15 protein-coding genes are annotated in these 17320 nt (G+C 64.8%); 7 read left to right on the top strand and 8 right to left on the bottom strand.

Annotated elements, in window-relative coordinates:
* Positions 1–90: 90 nt before the first annotated feature.
* From AB4Y42_RS08465 to AB4Y42_RS08455, 3 genes are all read right to left on the bottom strand, one after another.
* Entirely contained in the window at positions 91–723 is a 633-nt protein-coding gene (locus AB4Y42_RS08465) for a response regulator (protein ID WP_368691305.1), read from the bottom strand.
* Positions 698–2209: an ATP-binding protein gene (locus AB4Y42_RS08460; RefSeq protein ID WP_368693993.1), complete on the bottom strand. Its 1512-nt coding sequence runs from the start codon at positions 2207–2209 to the stop codon at positions 698–700. The genes AB4Y42_RS08465 and AB4Y42_RS08460 overlap by 26 nt, the downstream gene beginning before the upstream one ends.
* 112 nt (positions 2210–2321) lie before the next feature.
* The gene (locus AB4Y42_RS08455) at positions 2322–2654 is read right to left on the bottom strand and encodes a hypothetical protein (RefSeq protein ID WP_368693921.1); all 333 of its coding nucleotides are present in this window, start codon (positions 2652–2654) and stop codon (positions 2322–2324) included.
* A gap of 417 nt (positions 2655–3071) precedes the next feature.
* Between AB4Y42_RS08455 and AB4Y42_RS08450 the strand changes: the two genes are divergently transcribed.
* Together AB4Y42_RS08450 and AB4Y42_RS08445 are read left to right on the top strand one after the other, a co-directional pair.
* Complete coding sequence (locus AB4Y42_RS08450) at positions 3072–4064, top strand: ABC transporter substrate-binding protein (RefSeq protein WP_368693920.1); 993 nt, start codon at positions 3072–3074, stop codon at positions 4062–4064.
* Complete coding sequence (locus AB4Y42_RS08445) at positions 4064–5926, top strand: PAS domain S-box protein (RefSeq protein WP_368693919.1); 1863 nt, start codon at positions 4064–4066, stop codon at positions 5924–5926. Before AB4Y42_RS08450 ends, AB4Y42_RS08445 begins: the two co-directional genes overlap by 1 nt.
* On the opposite strand, the gene AB4Y42_RS08440 is transcribed toward AB4Y42_RS08445, so the two are convergent.
* The 4 genes from AB4Y42_RS08440 to AB4Y42_RS08425 form a co-directional block, all read right to left on the bottom strand.
* The gene (locus AB4Y42_RS08440; RefSeq protein ID WP_368693918.1) at positions 5927–6223 is read right to left on the bottom strand and encodes a hypothetical protein; all 297 of its coding nucleotides are present in this window, start codon (positions 6221–6223) and stop codon (positions 5927–5929) included.
* A gap of 173 nt (positions 6224–6396) precedes the next feature.
* Positions 6397–7020 (bottom strand): hypothetical protein, encoded by a 624-nt coding sequence (locus AB4Y42_RS08435; RefSeq protein WP_368693917.1) that lies wholly within the window; start codon positions 7018–7020, stop codon positions 6397–6399.
* A gap of 28 nt (positions 7021–7048) precedes the next feature.
* A complete protein-coding gene (locus AB4Y42_RS08430) occupies positions 7049–8110 on the bottom strand; it encodes a patatin-like phospholipase family protein (RefSeq protein WP_368693916.1) in 1062 nt (353 codons plus the stop codon).
* 48 nt (positions 8111–8158) lie between these two features.
* Positions 8159–11566, bottom strand: a complete 3408-nt coding sequence (locus AB4Y42_RS08425) for an adenylate/guanylate cyclase domain-containing protein (protein ID WP_368693915.1) — start codon at positions 11564–11566, stop codon at positions 8159–8161.
* A 167-nt stretch (positions 11567–11733) separates the two neighbouring features.
* Between AB4Y42_RS08425 and frmR the strand changes: the two genes are divergently transcribed.
* From frmR to AB4Y42_RS08400, 5 genes are all read left to right on the top strand, one after another.
* Entirely contained in the window at positions 11734–12006 is a 273-nt protein-coding gene (gene frmR / locus AB4Y42_RS08420) for a formaldehyde-responsive transcriptional repressor FrmR (RefSeq protein ID WP_028203886.1), read from the top strand.
* A 57-nt stretch (positions 12007–12063) separates the two neighbouring features.
* A complete protein-coding gene (locus AB4Y42_RS08415) occupies positions 12064–13173 on the top strand; it encodes an S-(hydroxymethyl)glutathione dehydrogenase/class III alcohol dehydrogenase (RefSeq protein ID WP_368691313.1) in 1110 nt (369 codons plus the stop codon).
* Positions 13174–13206: 33 nt separating this feature from the next.
* A complete protein-coding gene (gfa, locus tag AB4Y42_RS08410; RefSeq protein ID WP_368693914.1) occupies positions 13207–13782 on the top strand; it encodes an S-(hydroxymethyl)glutathione synthase in 576 nt (191 codons plus the stop codon).
* A gap of 7 nt (positions 13783–13789) precedes the next feature.
* Positions 13790–14620, top strand: a complete 831-nt coding sequence (fghA, locus tag AB4Y42_RS08405) for an S-formylglutathione hydrolase (protein WP_368693913.1) — start codon at positions 13790–13792, stop codon at positions 14618–14620.
* A 194-nt stretch (positions 14621–14814) separates the two neighbouring features.
* Entirely contained in the window at positions 14815–16047 is a 1233-nt protein-coding gene (locus AB4Y42_RS08400; protein ID WP_368693912.1) for a M24 family metallopeptidase, read from the top strand.
* An 83-nt stretch (positions 16048–16130) separates the two neighbouring features.
* Here the strand turns inward: AB4Y42_RS08400 and AB4Y42_RS08395 are convergent, their stop codons facing one another.
* A complete protein-coding gene (locus tag AB4Y42_RS08395) occupies positions 16131–17282 on the bottom strand; it encodes a porin (RefSeq protein ID WP_368693911.1) in 1152 nt (383 codons plus the stop codon).
* Between the last annotated feature and the right edge of the window lie 38 nt (positions 17283–17320).

Raw genomic sequence — 17320 nt, 5'->3', positions numbered from 1 at the left:
AACCGGCCGCCATCGGGACGGGTAGATAGTTCCCTCGGGATCGTCTGGTTCGCTTGTCAGGATTTCCTTCTCGCCGCGCGTGGCCGAGCGTCACTCGCCGACCAGGCCATGCCGGATCGCATAGCGGATCACCTCCGCGTTATTGGCGAGCCCGAGCTTTTGCATCAGCCGCATCTTGTGCGTGCTGATCGTCTTGGCGCTGAGCGCGCACGCATCGGCGATATCGTTGATGCTCTTGCCCGACGCGAGCATCTGCAGCACCTGGAACTCGCGGTCCGAGAGCACCTCGTGCGGGGGCACGTCGCCCGAATGCTTCTCGAACACCATGGCGTCGACGAGTTTCGGGTCGATGAAGCGCCCGCCGTCCGCCAGCTTGCGAATCGCGGCCAGCAGCACTTCGGGATCGCTGTCCTTCGTCACATAGCCTGTCGCGCCGGCGCGCAGCGCGCGCGACGCCACCTGGGCTTCGTTGTGGATGCTGAGCACGAGCACCGGCAACGCGGGTTCCTCGGCGCGCACGCGGCGGATCAGATCGACGCCGCTGATGCCCGGCATCGTCATGTCCAGCAGCAGGAGGTCGACTTCGCAGGTCCTCAGCTTTTCGATCACCTCCGAACCTTGCCCGGCCTCCGCCGTCACGACCATGTCGGCCGTCGTCGCGAGGATCTGCTTGAGTCCGCCACGCACGATGGCATGGTCATCGGCGATGAGTATTCTGATCATGGGGGTCTTCAAGCGGAACGTGGATCGAAATCGTGGTGCCCGACGCAATGCCGATGGTCAGGTCCTTGCAGGGCTGACTGTCGATGCTCAACGTACCACCAATCAGCCTCGCGCGCTCTGCCATGCCAAGCAGACCGTAAGCGTACCTGGCATACGCGGCGGCCACGTCGAAGCCGCGGCCGTCGTCGCGCACACGCAAGTCGAGCGAGCCGGGCTCCGCAGTGAGCGTGACCTCGACGCGCTGCGCCGCCGCGTGGCGCGCGACGTTCGTCAGCGCCGCCTCGACGATCCGGAACAGCGCCGTGGCCTGCATGTCCGACAAGGCGGGCTCGGCGCTTGCCATGTGCAGCTCGCACGGGATGGCGTTGTGCCGGCTCCATTGACTTGTCAGCCACTCGAGCGCCGACACGAGGCCGAAATTGAGCGCAGCGGGCCGCAGGTGGCTCGCCACGTTACGGACCATCCAGATCGTGCCTTCGACCAGCTCGCGCATGTCGTCGGCCCGGCCGACGGCCTCGGGGTCGTCGGTGAGCCGCATCCGCAACAGCGAGACATCCATTTTCAGCGCAGTCAGCAACTGGCCCAGTTCGTCCTGTATCTCCAGCGCGCTGCGCTTGCGCTCGTCTTCGCGAATCCCCTCCAGATAGGCCGACAAGGCCCGCTGCTGCTCGCGCGAGCGCACGAGTTCGTCTTCCACGCGCTTGCGGCCGGAAATATCGTGCAGGCCCACGTAACTCGCCGGTGCGCCGTCGTAGTTCGACAGCCGTGCCGTCGCCATGGCCCAGAACTGCGTGCCGTCCGGCCGGCGCAGTTTCACCTCCGCGTCGCCGAAGCTGCCTTGCGCCGCGAGACAGCGCACGAGTCTTTCGCGCTCCAGCGGATCGACGTAGAAGTCGACGATATTGACGTTCGCGCACGCCGCTTCATCGAGGCGAAGGAGTTCGCGAAACCGCGCGTTGGCATAGAGCAGATCGCCGTCGGGCATCGAGGTAATGGCCATGGCCACCGGGCCCGATTCGACGATCGCGCGAAAACGCGTTTCGCACGCGTTGAGGCCGCGCTGCTGCAGGGCGAGCTGGCGGTGGGCCGAACGCAGCGCGAGGTGCGTGCGGACCCTGGCCATCAGTTCCTCGACCTGCACGGGCTTGCGCACATGGTCGGCTGCGCCGGCGCTGAGGCCATCGGCCAGGTTTCGATGATGGCCTGCCGGCATCATGAGCACCACGGGAATATCGCGCGTGCGCGCGTCCGACTTCAGGCTGCGGCAGGTGGCCAGGGCGCCGACGCTGGCGGCCTCCGAATCGAGCAGAATCAGTTCGGGCTGGGACACGCACGAACGCTCCAGGACCTCGAGGCCGCTGTTCGCGGCGAGCACCTCGAAGCCCTCCCATACGAGGTGGTCGGCGATCAAACGGGTCTCGTTCGGCGTACCGCCTGCGACCAGAATCGTGCAGGCGCTCGTTGTCGCGGCCTGCGAGTCAATCATCTTGCCCACGGTTGCTCCGGCCCTGGTTACTTTGTTTTGTCCTCGTCGCCAAAGCCATGGCCCTTCGGCAACCCTTTATCACGTATGCAGGTAAGACGGATTCCGCGCCCCGTTAGCCCTCCATGCTCCAGGTGCCCGACGTTGCGAACGAATGCCTCGCGGAAATTTCCGCACGGTCGATCAGTTCGTCGAGACTGCGCGCGAGTTCGCCAAGTGCCCGCAACGCGTACAGATCGAGTTTGTCGGCATGATTGCGGCGCAAGTCTTTCATGCTTTCCTGCAAGCGCCGGATCGTGCCCGCGCGGCTGTCCGGCAGCGGCCAGCAATGCATCAGATAAGCCAGCGGCGTGAGATTGCGGGATTCGCACCACGTTTCGAACAGGCGCATGCAGATCGAGTTCACGTCCTGCACGCGCGCCTTACGGTCGCCCCACTCGGAAATCATCGCGCGTCGCCTCTGCAGCTTCGAAATTTTGCTGACGTCATGATGAGCCCGCCAATCTTCGCGTGCAGTCGTCTTCGACTGCAAACGGTAAAGGGGAATCCTGAATTTCGTGTCAGGGAATCCTGAACGGCGCGCTTCGACCCGCAATCGCGCCCCTGAAGGTCTGCCGCGCATTGCCCGCCTAGCCCGAAGTAAAGCGGATTGTCGGCGAGATTACATCGCGTTATGCTGCGCGCGACTGCCCCTTCGGTTCCACACAATGCCGCGCACGGCATCCGCTGATTTCGTATGAACAGAAGACAGATGATCGCGCAATGCGTCGGTATAGGCGCGAGCCTGATAACGATGCGGGCGACCATGGCGTTGCCGGTCAGCCGCCCGCCAGCAAGCGTCGTATTTTTAAATCCCGGCGAAAGCGTGGAACACGATACGGGCCAGCACTGGCAACTCGTCTCGCGCTTCATGGCCGCGACTGCCAGACGCTTCGGCATGCAGCTGGAAGTGCTTTACGCGGAGCGCGATCATCTGCTGATGCTGCGCCAGGCCGAAGCCGTGGCGGCGCGTGCGGCGCCGCCCGACTATGTGGCGATCGTCAACGAAAAGATGGCCGCGCCCCAGATGCTGCAAACGCTGGCGCGCTCGCCCGCCAAAGTGCTGTTGATCCACAACGATCTGACCGAAGCCCAGCGCGCCCAGACCGGCAACGAGCGCGACCGGATCGCGAACTGGATCGGCACCGTCACCGCCGATGCCGGGCGCGGCAGCTTCCGGCTCATGGATTACCTGATCCGTTTGAACGGCAGCGGGCCCGCCCGCGTGATCGGCATTACCGGCGACCCGGCCACGCCGGTTTCGGCGGAGCGCGCGGCGGGCGTGCAGGCCGCGCTGGCGCGCCGGCCGCAGGACCGCATCGACCAGCTCGTCTACGGCGACTGGAGCTTTTCCGACGGCCGCGACAAGGCGCGCGTGCTGCTCTCGCGCTATCCGGACGCCAATATCCTTTGGGCTGCCAACGATACGATGACGCTTGGCGCACTGAGTGTGGTGCAGGAACGGCATCTGTCCACCATCGTCGGCGGGCTCGGGGCGCTGCCCGAAGCCGTGGCTTCGGTCATTCGCGGCGAGCTGGCCGCGATCGTTGCCGGCGACCAGTTCATCGGCGCCTGCGCGATGGTCCTCATTCACGACTACCATTACGGCGCGGACTTTGCGCAAGTGGGTGGACCGCGTCAGCGGCTCGACTACCTGAAGGTGCTCGACAGCAGCGACGCCAGGCGTTACGCCGAGATTGCCTTTCAAGGCCGCACCTCCCCCGACTTCAGCGGCTTCTCGCGCGTGCAAGGCCGGCATGCCGGCGCCTACACGTTCGATCTCGACACCCTGCTCAATTCCGCCTCAAAGGCCGCGTGATGCTGCAAACCTTTTTGCGTGCGCGCTTCCCACGCAGCCTGCACGCGCAGCTCATGCTCTCGCTGCTGGTGCTCTGTACGCTGGTGGCGGGCACGTCGGCTTTCTTCCTGCTCGAGCACGCGCGCGAAAGTCGGATCGCGGAACTCGACGAACGTGCGAACCGCATTGCCGATCTCCTCAGCCAGTCGCTCGCGCAGCCGCTCTGGAATGTCGATCGCGACGCGATCGCGCGGCAACTGAATGTGCTCAAACCGAATCCGGAGGTGGTGAGCTTCACCGTGACCGCGACCAACTATGGTGTGCTCGCCGACGCGAGCAACGCGCCGCTGCCCGACCCGCAGGCGCGCGTGGTCCGCGTGCGGCCGATAGAATTCACGCCACCCGGCAACGCGCCGCCTGAAAAGATCGGCGAGGTCCGCGTGGTCCTGACGAGGGCCGCCGCCGACCGCGGTTTCGAGGCCGCACGCGCGGCCGTGCTGGGAACCCTCGCGCTCGTGCTCGCCGTGGTGTACGTCACGACCTTTCTGCTCATCAAACACCTCGTGCGCGAGCCGATCCGGCGCCTGGAGAAAATGGTCGACCGCATCGCGTCAGGCGATCTGGACAGCCGCTGCGCCATCGAATCCAGCGTCGAGCTGGGCCGGCTCGCCGAGCGCGTCAACGTGATGGCGGAGCGGCTGCGCGACTCGACGGCATCGCTCAGGGAGAGCGAGCGCAAGTACCGGAGCATCATCGAGAATTCGCTCGAAGGATTCTTCGTTCTCGATCGCCACGGCAAGCTCTGCGACGCCAATCCCGCGATGGCCCAGTTGCTCGGCTATCGCGACGTTCGCAGTATGACGACGGCGTCAAGCAACGACGCGAGCACCGTTCTCGCTCCGCCACAGCCGTTCTCCAGCGAGAAGACCGCCCAACTCTTCGCGATGCTGCAACTGACCGGCAAGATCGCAGGGCTGGAAATCGAACTGACTCGCGCCGACGGCAGCGCGGTCTGGTGTCAGCTCAACGCCCGCGGTATACGCTACGACGGCGCGGGCCCCCAATGCCTCGAAGGACAGTTGACCGATATTTCGGGCCGCAAGCAGGCGATGGAGATCCTCACGCGCCATCGCGATCAGCTCGAGGAGGAAGTGCGCGAGCGCACGCGAACCGAGCAGCTGCTTCGCCATTCACGCGAACAGTTGCGCCAGCTTTCGTCCCACCAGGAATCGATCCGCGAAGAAGAGCGGCGCCAGATCGCCATGACGATCCACGACGAACTGGGCCAGTTGCTCACCGCGATCAAGATCAATGTGTCCCTGCTCAAGCTCGCGCTGAGCCAGGGCGCCGAGTGGCAACAAAAGGTCGGCGATATCGGCGGCCTGGCTGAACGCACCATCGACATCGTACGCAACGTCGCGAGCCACCTGCGGCCGGCCGCGCTCAATTTCGGCCTTCTTTCGGCGCTCGAATGGCTGGTTCAGGACTTCACCCGGCACAACGCAACGGTCTGCACGTTCCGCCTCGAAGGCCGCGAACCGTCATTGAGCGACGACCGCGCGACGGCCGTGTTTCGCATCGTCCAGGAGGCGCTCACCAACATCAGCCGGCACGCGCAGGCCTCGCATGCGGAGGTCGTCCTGCGCTGCATCCATAACCATTTCGAACTCGAGGTCCATGACGACGGCAACGGATTCGACGTGGCGAAAGCGATCCGTGGCAATTCGTATGGACTGCAGGGCATGCAGGAACGCGCACGGATGATCGGCGCGCAGTTTCATATCGGAAGCCGGGACGGCCCGGGATCGACGGTGCGCATCGTCTTCAACGAGACGACGGAAAGCGTCCATCGGGCTCTGCCCGCCGACAACGAACTCCGCTAGTCATGCGTCATCCGCCTGGCGCTTTTCGAGCGCACGCAGCATCTCGTTGGTCTTGTCGAGAAACGCGGCGTGGTAGGCGCCAGGCAGCGTGACGTCGTCCATGACCGACATGACGTCTTCCAGCACTTGCCTGAGCGACCCATGGATCTCGCCGCATTGCACCGGCGTCAGTTTCGGCAACGCCAACTCGATGAACTTCTGCATGACGAGCGACCTCGCCGCGAGATGCGAAATCTTGATGGTCGTTTCCGCCACTTGTGACTTGAGCACGTCTAGCACGTCTTTGCTATTCGTCATGATCACGCGTGCTCCGGGTTCATAAGGTGGGTACGCATTCGCCTCTCTCGCTCGTCCGCATCATGACCGGAATAACGGCACGGGTACCACGCGGCTACATGCGATTAAGCCGTAACCTGGCGCGCGGGTTTGCTGAATTTCGCGTCAGGAAATCCTGATTTGCACGCCCGGCCTCATGTTCCGGCGCCCGGCGTCGGCTGCGCGAGCCGCCACGCGAGATTGGCGCGTGCCGCCGCCTCGCAATGCGAATGAAAGTAATCGGTCAGGTAGATGCGCGGCCGCGCAAGCAGGGCTTCCAGCATCCACCGCTCGTGCATGGCGTACGCGTGGTCGTCCAGGTCCGGGCGTTCGGCTCTCAGGCGCAGGCCGTTGTCCTGAAACTGGCGGCGCGGCGCGCCGAGCGAGGCGAGATCGATGTCGCACGCGAAGCGCGCATCCAGCTCATCCGGCGCGCGCGTATGCCGGGTCGCGAGTATCGCTTCGCAAATGCGCTCGCAAGCCGCGATGCGATCGTCCGCGCAGCGCCGCAGCCACTGCGCGCTGCGCTCCTCGTTGTCCTGGGCGCCCGGCACATAGATCACGTCGTGGCACCACAGCGCAAGCTCCACGAGATCGCCATGCGCAATGGCCCCGCGCGCCCGATCGAAATCGCGCAGGCAGCGGCGCACGTGGCGCAGCGTGTGGTAGTGCCGCCCCGGCTCGCCATAATGACGCGCGAGATCGGCGTAGACGGCGTCGGCGCGCGCGCCCCCGCTGCGCGACCATAGCTCGACGAAGCGTCCCTGCGTGTGGTTCACCCCTGCTCCTTTGCGCGCTGCGCGATGCTCAGAGAAATTCCTCGCGAATGTCGATGGTCGAGCGCTGGCCGATATCCGCGTAGTGCTGCGCGAGCCAGGCTTCTGCTTCCTTGCGGCCGTTGTCGCGCAGTTCGCACAAGAAATCCCAATCCGCGTTGTACTTGCTCGATACGCTGAGCGCGCACATCGCGGCGTCGGAGCGGATCGAATGAATCAGCATTTCCTTCATCTCGTCGCGAGCGAGCTTGCCTTGCTGGATCAACTCGGTGACGAACGCAATCGCGCGCATTTCGCGCATGAGCGACGAATTGAAACTGATCTCGTTGATGCGATTCAGAATCTCCGCCGCCGTGACCGGCACGCCGGGACGCACGAGCGGGTTGATATGGACGATCACCACGTCGCGCGTCTGGCAGTGATAGATCAGCGGATAGATGGCCGGGTTGCCCATATAGCCGCCGTCCCAGTAGTGCTCACCTGCGATCGTGACGGCATGGAACAGCGTCGGCACACATGCGGAGGCGAGCACGGCGTCCGCGCAGATGTCCTCACCGCTGAAGAGGCGAATCTTGCCCGTCTCCACGTTGGTCGCGCACAGGTACAGCAGAATGGGGCACGCCTTGCGCAGCGCGGCGAAGTCGACCTGGCTTTCGAGCACCTGGCGCAGCGGGTTCACGTTGCCCGGATTGAACTGGTAGGGCGAGAACACGCGCAGCATGATGTCGGCCACCGCATAGAGCGGCGAATGATCGAGCCCGAAGCTGTGCGAGCCCTTCAGCCACGGCACCCAGCGCAGCGGGTTGTGGCGCTCGGCGGACTCGGCCACCGCTTCCCAGAAGTCGTGCAGCGCCTGGCGCGCGCCGCCCACGCCGCCCTGTAACAGCCCGTACGCGAGCACCGCGCCGTTCATCGCGCCGGCGCTCGTCGCGCTTACGCCTTCGATCGCGAGCCTTTCGTCTTCGAGCAGGCGGTCGAGCACGCCCCATGTGAACGCGCCGTGCATCCCGCCGCCCTGCAATGCGAGCGCGATCTGCCTTGGCGCCGCGGCGTCGTGATCGCTTTTCTGGCTTCTTGTTCGCTTCGTTGCCATGGGTCGCCTCCTCGGGCGGTACGCTCATCCACGTACGTCATCGATCGCTCACGCATCGCTCGAGACGAGCGCATCCAGCAATGCCTTCGCTTCGCGCAGGTCGGCGGTGTCGAAACCCTCCGTGAACGTGTCGAGGACTTCGGACAGCACCTGCCTCGCCTCGTCTGCCCGGCCTGCGCGCTGCCAGAGCCGGGCCAGACTCGACGCCGCGCGCAGCGCCAGCGACCTCGCGCCCTGCGCGCGGGCCACGGCAATCGCCTCGAGAAAGCACGCTTGCGCCTCTTCGCTCGACGCACCTTGCAGCATGGTCCCCTCGAGCCGATGCAATTCGGCCTCGTAGAAACGCTCGCCGGTTGCGTCCACGATCGCCATGGCTTGCTTCAGCGTGCGCAGGCCGCCTTCCACGTCGCCGGCTCTGCCCTGGCAGTCGGCCAGCAAGCCCAGAAAGTACGAGCGGTGTTCCTCGCCGCCGGCGGACTGTTCGGCGTGCAAGCCTTCGCGCAACTGGACGATGCCTTCCAGCAGGCTGCCCGGTTCGATGCGCGCCCAACCCGACAAAATGCTTCCCCACGCGAGCCAGTATGGCAACCCGTGTTCGTTCGCGACGGCGAGGGCCGCTTCGGCGCGTTCCCGCACCAGCGGCGCCTCGCGCCGAAACTGATGCAGCTCGGCCACATAAGCGAGCGTGAATGCGAGCGTCGGCCCGTAGGCGAGCTTGCGCGCGAGCGCAAGCGCCTCCATGCTGCGCGCGTGCGCCTGATCGGGATAGCCCTGCAGCCAACGGATCAAGGCCAGGAAATTCAACGCCCGGCTGCCGGGATCCACGCCATGCGCGAACACATGGGCCTGATGGCGCTCGGGATCGTAGAGGGCGAGCGCCTGTTCCAGGTGCGCAGCGGCCGCGTCCAGTTCGCCCTGCAGGAAGAGGCACGCGCCGAGCGCGCCGTGGGCCTCCAGCAGCCAGTCGAGATCGCCGGCATGCTCCGCCATGCGCAGCATGCGCTCGCCCAGTTCGCGCGCCACCGCGTAATGCGCGCGCGTCATGTTATGGATTCTCAACCCGAGCAGCGCCGCAAAGAGCTGCGGCGTCTCGCCGAGCTGCTCGCCCAGCTGCCGTGCGCGCGTGTAGGTCGCCGCGACCTCGGGCGCGCCATAGCCGCGCACGTTCATCAGAGCCGGCCCCAACGCCAGCAGCAAGGTCAGCTCGTGGGACGCGCGCGCGGGCGTATCGGGCAGTCGCTCGAGCAAACCGAGGGCGGCGCCGAGGTGATGCATCGCGTCGGGGTCGGCCGCATGCCTGAGCGCCTGCTGCCCCGCGCGATGCAGATATTCCACCGCCTTCGGAATATTGCCGCTCAGGCTGTAGTGATGCGCCAGTTCGCTGCAGTAGTCCGCGATACGCGTGGGAAACAGCGCCTCGATCGCCTTCGCGGTGCGCTCGTGCAACGCGCTGCGACGTTCCGTGAGCAGCGAATGACCCGCCACCTCCTGCGTCAGCGCGTGCTTGAACGAGTACTCGACCTCCGGGTAAGCCGGCCGCTCGTAAATGAACTCCGAGGCTTCGAGGTGCGCGAGCAGCCCGCGCAGATCGTCGTCGGTGCGCGCGAGCTGTCCGCCGCAAATACGCTGCATCAGGCTGAACGGAAAGTCCTTGCCGATCACGGCGAGCGTTTGCAGCAGCTCTTTCTGCGCGAGCGGTAGCCGGTCGATACGCGCGGCGAGCACGCCCTGCACCGTGGTCGGAATGTGCAGTGCGGCCGGCGTCCGCTCGATCCGGTAGCGCCCCGGCTCGCCGAGCAGCGAGCGCTCCTCCGCGAGCGTCTGCACCACTTCCTCCATGAAGAACGGATTGCCCTCGGTCTTTTCGAGGATGCGCTGCTTGAGCGGCAGGAGCGAGGCATCGTCGCCGAGCAGGACCGTCAGGAGTCCCTGGGCTTCGCCCGGCCCGAGCGCTTCGAGCCGGAGCTCGCTGCAATCCCATGCCGGCCGGTACTCCGGCCGGAAGTTCACGAGCAGCAGGATGCGGGTGGCCGGCACGCGCTCGACGAGATAGACGAGGAACGCCTCGGTCTCACGGTCCAGCCATTGCAGGTCTTCGAACAGCAACTCGACGGGCTGGCTCTGGCTCTCGCGCGTGAGAAGCTGCGTGATGGCGTCGAAGGTCCGGTCGCGGCGGATCTTCGGGTCCATGTCCGCCAGCGCCGGGGCGGATTCCCCCGTGCCGAGCAGATACAGCAGGTAAGGCACGAGGTCCTCGAAACTGCGCTCGAGCGTCAACACCTTGCCGACGACTTTCTCGCGGCAACGCCGCTCATCGTCGCGCGCGGTGATCTGAAAATAGCTCTTCAGAAGCTCGATCAGCGGCAGATTGGCGAACGCCTTGCCGTGCGAGACCGAAAACGTTTCCAGCACCAGACACCCGCGCCGGGAACGCTCCTTGAATTCATGAAAGAGCCGCGACTTCCCGACACCGGCTTCGCCGACCACGCCGACGACCTGTCCCCGCCCCGCCCGCACCGTTTCCAGCGCCTGATTCAGGTGCGCCATTTCCGCCTCGCGTCCGACGAAGCGCGCGAGGCCGCGATGTGCAGCCAGTTGCAGCCGCGTGCGCAGCGCGCCCGGGCCCAGCACCTCGTACACGGGCAGCGGCTCGGGCACGCCCTTGACCTGAGCTGCCCCCAGCGCCTTGAACTCGAAGTAGCCTTCGGCGAGCTTGTGAGTCGATTCGCTCACCAGGATCGACGTGGGCGTGGCGATGCTCTCCATGCGCGACGCAATGTGGATCGTGTGGCCAACCGGGTCGTAATCGGTGTGCAGATCGTCGGTACGGATCGAGCGCACGACGACCTCGCCGGTGTGCACGCCCACGCGGATCTGCAGCGGAATGCCTTTCTCCAGCCGGATGCGGTCGCCATGCCGGCGCATGGCCTGCTGCATCCGCAAGGCCGCGAACAGCGCGCGTTGCGGATGGTCTTCGTGAGCGATCGGCGCGCCAAACAGTGCGAGGATGCCGTCGCCCAGCGATTTGGCGACATAGCCCTCGTAATAGTGGACGGCTTCCATCATCAATGCGACGACGGGTTCGATCAGGTGGTGGGCCTCTTCCGGGTCGAGGCCGTGGATCACGGCCGTCGAGCCGGCCATGTCCGCGAACAGCGCCGTGACGGTCTTGCGCTCGCCCGCGGTCTCGCCTCTCGCCTCCATGGCGACGTGCTCGGCACGGATACGCTCGGCGAGGTGATGGGGGGTGTAATGAATCGGCGCGGGCGGCGCTTCCGCCGTGGATCGCGCCGACTCCGGCGCCGCGCCGAGTGGCGCCCCGCACTCGTTGCAGAATCGGGCGGCGGCGGCGGCCTGGTGCCCGCAACGCGGACACGTGCGCGTGAGCGGGGTCCCGCATGCTTCGCAGAATCTGGCCTGGTTGAGATTCTCGAATCCGCAGTTTGTGCAGCGCATACCACCTCGTCGCGGCCAGGGACCAACATGGGCTCATTATGCGCCGCGTGCCCTGAGGGAACAGCCCCGATATTCATCTGGCATCGCGTGGGCAACATCGATGCAAACGTATACTCCCTGCCAGTATTCACCTATACTGCCCCACAGTATCCTCAATCGATGCCGTCATGCCTCATTCCCCCGAAGAAAAGAAGCGCGTGCTGACACGCGTGCGCAAGGTTCGCGGCCAGCTGGACGCGCTCGAGCGCGCGCTGGAGGAAGGCGCGGACTGCGCGCCGGTGCTCCAGCAACTGGCGGCGATTCGCGGCGCGATCAACGGCGTGATGGCCGGTGTGCTCGAGAGCCACCTGCGCGAAGAATTCACCCACCTTGCGGGATCAGCGGAGTCCCCGGGATCGATCGACGATGTCGTCACCCTCGTTCGAACCTATTTACGCTAGCTCACCGCGGGGTTTGCCGCGCCGATCTGGCCGAACCCCTTTTTTTACAGGACTACTATGAAATCTCGTGCTGCAGTTGCGTTTGCGCCGGGCAAGCCCCTCGAGATCGTCGAGATCGACGTCGAACCGCCCCGCAAGGGCGAGGTGCTGGTCAAGATCACGCATACCGGCGTTTGTCATACCGATGCCTTCACGCTCTCCGGCGACGACCCCGAAGGCCTCTTCCCCGTCGTGCTCGGCCACGAGGGCGCCGGGATCGTCGTGGAAGTGGGCGAAGGCGTGACCAGCGTGAAGCCCGGCGATCACGTGATCCCGCTCTACACCGCCGAATGTGGCGAGTGTCTGTTCTGCAAGAGCGGCAAGACCAATCTGTGCGTGTCCGTGCGCGCGACTCAGGGCAAGGGCGTGATGCCCGACGGCACGAGCCGCTTCAGCTACAACGGTCAGCCCCTCTATCACTACATGGGCTGCTCCACCTTCAGCGAGTACACCGTGGTGGCCGAAGTCTCACTCGCGAAGATCAACCCGCAAGCCAACCCCGAGCAGGTGTGCCTGCTCGGCTGCGGCGTGACCACGGGTCTGGGCGCGGTGAAGAACACCGCCAAGGTGCAGGAAGGCGATACCGTCGCCGTATTCGGCCTGGGCGGCATCGGCCTCGCCGTGATCCAGGGCGCGAAGCTCGCCAAGGCCGGCCGCATCATCGCCATCGACACCAATCCGGGCAAGTTCGATCTGGCGCGCGCCTTTGGCGCCACCGACTGCGTGAACCCCAAGGACCACGAGAAGCCCATTCAGCAGGTGATCGTCGACATGACGGGCTGGGGCGTGGACCACAGCTTCGAATGTATCGGCAACGTCAACGTGATGCGTGCGGCGCTCGAATGCGCGCACCGCGGCTGGGGCCAGTCGGTCGTCATCGGCGTGGCCGGCGCGGGGCAGGAAATCTCCACGCGCCCGTTCCAGCTCGTGACCGGCCGCCGCTGGCTCGGCACGGCCTTCGGCGGCGTGAAGGGCCGCTCGCAATTGCCGGGCATGGTCGAAGACGCGATGGAGGGCAAGATCCAGCTCGCGCCGTTCGTCACCCACACGATGCCGCTCACGGGCATCAACGATGCCTTCGACCTGATGCACGAGGGCAAATCGATCCGCAGCGTCGTTCACTACTGACACTGAACTGACACAGAACGAAGGAGGGAGACCATGGCCTCAGCCATTCACCCCACGGTTGACCGCGGCATCCAGAAAGGCGCCGAAAACTTCGCGGGCGGCACGCTGCGCTGCCAGTGCGCGCAAGATCCCGTCGAAGTGCACATCGACTCGCAGGTCCTGTTCAACCACGCCTGCGGCTGCACCCAGTGCTGGAAGCCCGCAGGCGCGCTGTTTTCCGTCGTGGGCGTCGTGCCGCGCGACAAGGTGACGGTCGCGGCGCACGGTGAAAAGCTGAAGGTCGTGGACGACAAAGCCACGATCCTGCGTCACGCCTGCACGGCCTGCGGTACGCACCTGTATGGCCGCATCGAGAAGAAGGATCACGCGTTCTACGGTCTCGATTTCATCCACACCGAGTTGTCGAAAGACGCGGGCTGGGACGGCCCCGGCTTCGCGGCCTTCGTTTCCTCGATCATCGAGAGCGGCACGCCGCCTGCGGCCATGGCCGATGTGCGCCAGACGCTGCGCGACAAGGGCCTCGAGCCGTACGACTGCCTGAGCCCCGCGCTCATGGACCTTCTCTCCACCCAGGCCGCCAAGGCCAAAGGCACTTACCGGGAGGCCTGAAACGCTTATGGAGCGCATTGAACGACACGTCAGCCACGGCGGCAGCCAGGAGGTCTGGAAGCACGCCTCTTCCACCGTTGGCGGCGACATGAGGTTTGGCATCTATCTGCCCGAGGCCGCGCTGCGCGGGCAGAAATGCCCCGTGCTGTACTGGCTTTCGGGCCTGACCTGCACCGAGCAGAATTTCATCACCAAGGCGGGCGTGCAACGCTACGCGGCGGAGCACGGGATCATCGTCGTCGCGCCGGACACCAGTCCGCGTGGCAGCGATGTGCCCGATTCGCCCGACTACGATCTCGGCCAGGGCGCGGGCTTCTACGTGAACGCCACGCGGGAACCGTGGGCGAAGCATTTCCGCATATACGACTACGTGGTCTCCGAGTTGCCCGCCGTCGTCGAGGCCGGGTTTGCCGCGAGCGACGCGCGCTCGATCAGCGGGCATTCGATGGGCGGGCACGGCGCGCTGGTCGTTGCGCTGCGCAATCCGGGCCGCTATCGCAGCGTCTCCGCGTTCTCGCCGATCGTCGCGCCGAGCCAGGTGCCGTGGGGCGAGAAGGCGCTCACCGCCTACCTCGGCGACGACCGCGAGGCGTGGAAGCAGTATGACGCCGTAGAGCTGGTCGGCAGCGCGAGCGAACGCCTGCCGCTACTCGTCGAACAAGGCGGCGGCGACGAATTCCTCAATACCCAGCTACGGCCGGAACTGCTGCAGGCGGCCTGCGCCAAGGCGGGACAAGCGCTAACGCTCAACGTGCGCGAAGGCTACGACCACAGCTATTACTTCATCGCCAGCTTTATCGGCGAGCATATGGCCTTTCACGCCAAAGCGCTGGCTTGAAACGCGCCGCGCGCCCGTTCGCTGGTTTCGGCGCACGGGCGCGTTTTCTGGTGTCGTTCATGGGCGAGGCGCCGAGGCCGCGTCTACGCATAACCCAAAGTCATGCGACCGGGAAAATAAAGCGCATTGACGCTGTACTCCCCATCCTCCAATACTCAACGGCAACACATAAAAGCCATGCCAGGAGAATGAGGATGACGAGCGCCCCGCTTTTCGATGCGGCACGCAGCACGATCGAGCCGACCAGCAAAGACGCGATTCTGAGCGACGTCCGGGCCTGGCGGCTCGCGCGCGTGCAGGAGCAATTGCGCAAGCACAACGTGCCCGCGATCCTGCTCTACGACCCGGTGAACATTCGCTACGCGACCGACACGTCCAACATGCAGGTATGGGCCGGCCGCAATCCCGCGCGCTACGTCATGGTCTTCGCGGACGGTCACGTCGTCGCCTGGGAATTTCACAGCAGCGAACACGTCTGGGACGGCGTGGACCTCGATGTCGAATTGCGCGGCGCGCTCAGCTGGACGTTCTTCAACGCGGGCCACGAGGCGGAGCGCCGCGCGCAGGCGTGGGGCGCCGAGATCGTCGACGTATTGGGCCAGCACGCACCCGGTGAAACTGTGCTCGCAGTCGACCGGCTCGACCCGTTCGGCGCAGCCTGCCTGGAAAAGCACGGCATTTCGCTACTCGACGGACAAGCCCTGATGGAGACGGCCCGATTGATCAAGTCGTCCGGCGAACTCGTGTTGATCGGCGAATCGCTGCGCACCTGCGAAATGGGCATCGAGCGCATGAAACGCGAGCTTCGCCCTGGAATGACCGAGAACGACCTGTGGGCGAATCTCCATTACGAGAATATCCGCCACGGCGGCGAGTGGATCGAGACCCGGCTGCTCGCCTCCGGGGACCGCACGAACCCGTGGATGCACGAATGTTCCTCGCGCGTGCTACAGAAAGGCGACCTCCTCGCCTTCGACACGGATATGGTGGGACCGAACGGCTATTGTTCGGACATCTCCCGCACGTGGCTCGTTGGTGACGGCCGTCCTTCTGACGAGCAGCGCAAGCTCTACGAGTATGCGTATGCACAGGTCCATTTCAATATGGACCTTCTGCGGCCGGGCATGACGTTTCGCGAGTTCTCGGAAAAGGCGTGGAAGATTCCGGAGCCGTTCGTCAAGAACCGTTACTGCTGCCTGGCTCACGGCATCGGCATGGTGGACGAATATCCCTCGATTGCCCACCAGGTCGATTGGGACAGCGCGGGCTACGACGGCCGCTTCGAAGTGGGCATGACGGTGTGCGTCGAAAGCTATATCGGTGCTGAAGGCGGTACGCAGGGCGTCAAGCTCGAGCAGCAAGTCGTGCTTACCGAGAACGGCTGCGCCTCCTTGACCGGTTGCGCCTTCGAGACCGATTGGCTGTGACATGTGTCGTGCGGCGTTCAGGGCCGCACTGCGCGCTCGTTACGGCGTGCCCGCCAGCACGCCGTCCGCGATAACGCGGCTGATCAGAACTTGTGACGGATTGCAGCGCGAATCACGAGCTGATTCGAGTTCGAGGAAACGTCGGCCGCGCCCGGCACATAGGCGACGTCGAGCACCGTCTGGGTCTTGTCGCCGCCAACGTGCTGATAGGCGCCCTGCAGATAGAGATCCGTGCGCTTCGACAGATTGTAGTCCGCCATCAAACCGATGGTCTGATAGTTCGGATGCAGCTTGCCGGTGGTCGCATTGAAATCCGCGCGCGTATAGGTGTACATCGCACCCACGAAGAAGGCCGGGGTGAACTGATATTTACCGTTCACCTCGAAGTTCTGGAAGCGCAGCGACGACAGGGTCGATCCGGCGGGAGGCGTAATCGCGCCAACATAGCCGTTGCTGACCGGTTGCGTGACGTCGGTGTTCGTGTACGCAAAGCCCAGCGTTGCCGAACCGATCGTATAGTTGATCCCCGCGCCGAAAATACGCAGGCGTTGCGCCAGGAAGTTTTCGTCGCCGCCGTTGTTGATCGCGCCAGTGGCCGTCGAAGACGGGTTGTTGGCCTGCAGATACGACGCCGCGATCAAAAGCGAACCGTTCGTGTACTGGGCGCCGACGCTGTACTGCCGGTTGTTGGCGAAATTCGTGTCGTTGCTGAAGCTATACGTGCCGCCGAACTGGAAGCCGGCGAGCGACGGGCTCGTATACTTCGCCGTGTTGTTGACGCGGAACGTGTTGTCCGTATTGTCGTTGTCGTAAGGGTGCGAGAATAGGTAGCCGGCCCAGCTTCCGTTCGCCGTCGTCTGTGCGAGAAAATCGACCAGCGAGTCGTACTGACGCCCCAGCGTGACTGTACCGTACGTGTCGCTCGCTACGCCCACGTAGGCCTGCCGGCCAAACATCAAGCCGCCCTGCCCGAGCTTTCCGTTATTGACGTTGAAGCCGTTTTCAAGCTGGAACACGGCCTTCAACCCACCACCGAGATCCTCCGCGCCTTTCAAACCCCAGCGGCTGCCTTGAACATAGCCGCTTTGCAACTCGTACACCTTGCTGCCGCGTACGTTGTTGGTGAAGTCGAAGCCTTCGTCGATCACGCCATAGAGCGTCACCGAGCTTTGAGCCATCGCGGGAGCGGCAAATGCCGCCAATATCGATGCCGCGATTACATTGCGTCCTTTCATCGAAGTTCTCCAAACCTGGTTTTCCATTCGATCACGAA

Source organism: Paraburkholderia sp. EG286B, from assembly GCF_040965655.1.
GTDB lineage: Bacteria > Pseudomonadota > Gammaproteobacteria > Burkholderiales > Burkholderiaceae > Paraburkholderia.
Note: the sequence above shows the minus strand (reverse complement) of the source record. Positions and strands in the feature narration are given on the sequence as shown.